The following is a 725-nucleotide window of genomic DNA, read 5'->3' as shown; positions in this document are numbered from 1 at the left end:
TGCACCCGCACTGCCCAGCCGGCGCCGCCGGGCCCGGCGGACGGCCCCCCGGGACACCACGACCCCCCGGGGCACGGAGACGGCCCCGGAGGCGGACCTCCGTACGCCCGAACGGGCCGGGGCCTCCTGGACCGCCCTCCAGCAGGGCACCCTCAGCGGCAGGAGCGCGACCGCTCCCTCAGCATCCTCATCGGACGACCAAGGAGACGACGAGACGTGAGCGCCACCCCCACCACCGGTGAACTCGCCTGGGTGCTGACCCCTCTGCTGGAGCTCCCGGGCGTACAGCACGCGGTGGTCGCCACCGGCGACGGGCTCGTCGAAGGCGCGTCGCCCGGTCTGGAGCGCGCCTCCGCCGAACGCGTCGCCGCGATGACCGCCACCCTGCACGCCGCCGCCCGCGCCTTCACCACCGCCTTCACCGACGTGGACGCACCCCGCCTGGCGCAGACCGTCGTGGAGTCCGACCTGGGCTTCGCCGTCGTCGTACCCGCCGGCCGGAACACCACGCTGGCCCTGTTCGCGGCCCCCGACGCCCACCTGGGCAACATCGCCTACCAGATGCAGGTGCAGGTCACCGCGCTCACCCGGGCCATGCACGCACCCACCCGCCGACCGGACGCCACCGCCCGGCCATGACCCCCGGCCCAGGCCGCCGCCTGATTCCCGCCTACCTGGTCACCCAGGGGCGCCCCGCACCCTCCGGTCCCCCGCTGGACCGGCTC

At 76.0% G+C, this 725-nt stretch carries 1 protein-coding gene and 1 pseudogene; both read left to right on the top strand.

Going from position 1 to position 725, the window contains the following annotated elements; all coding sequences use genetic code 11:
- A pseudogene (locus IH13_RS45015) lies at window positions 1–220 on the top strand (ATP-binding protein); the annotation flags it as partial.
- Window positions 217–639, top strand: coding sequence for a roadblock/LC7 domain-containing protein (locus tag IH13_RS0127095; RefSeq protein WP_031088600.1), 423 nt, complete (start codon window positions 217–219; stop codon window positions 637–639). The pseudogene IH13_RS45015 and the gene IH13_RS0127095, both read left to right, overlap by 4 nt.
- The last annotated feature ends 86 nt before the right edge of the window (window positions 640–725 follow it).

Origin of the sequence: Streptomyces sp. NRRL WC-3549, from assembly GCF_000721935.1 — a bacterium.
Taxonomy (GTDB): domain Bacteria; phylum Actinomycetota; class Actinomycetes; order Streptomycetales; family Streptomycetaceae; genus Streptomyces.
Note: the sequence above shows the minus strand (reverse complement) of the source record. Positions and strands in the feature narration are given on the sequence as shown.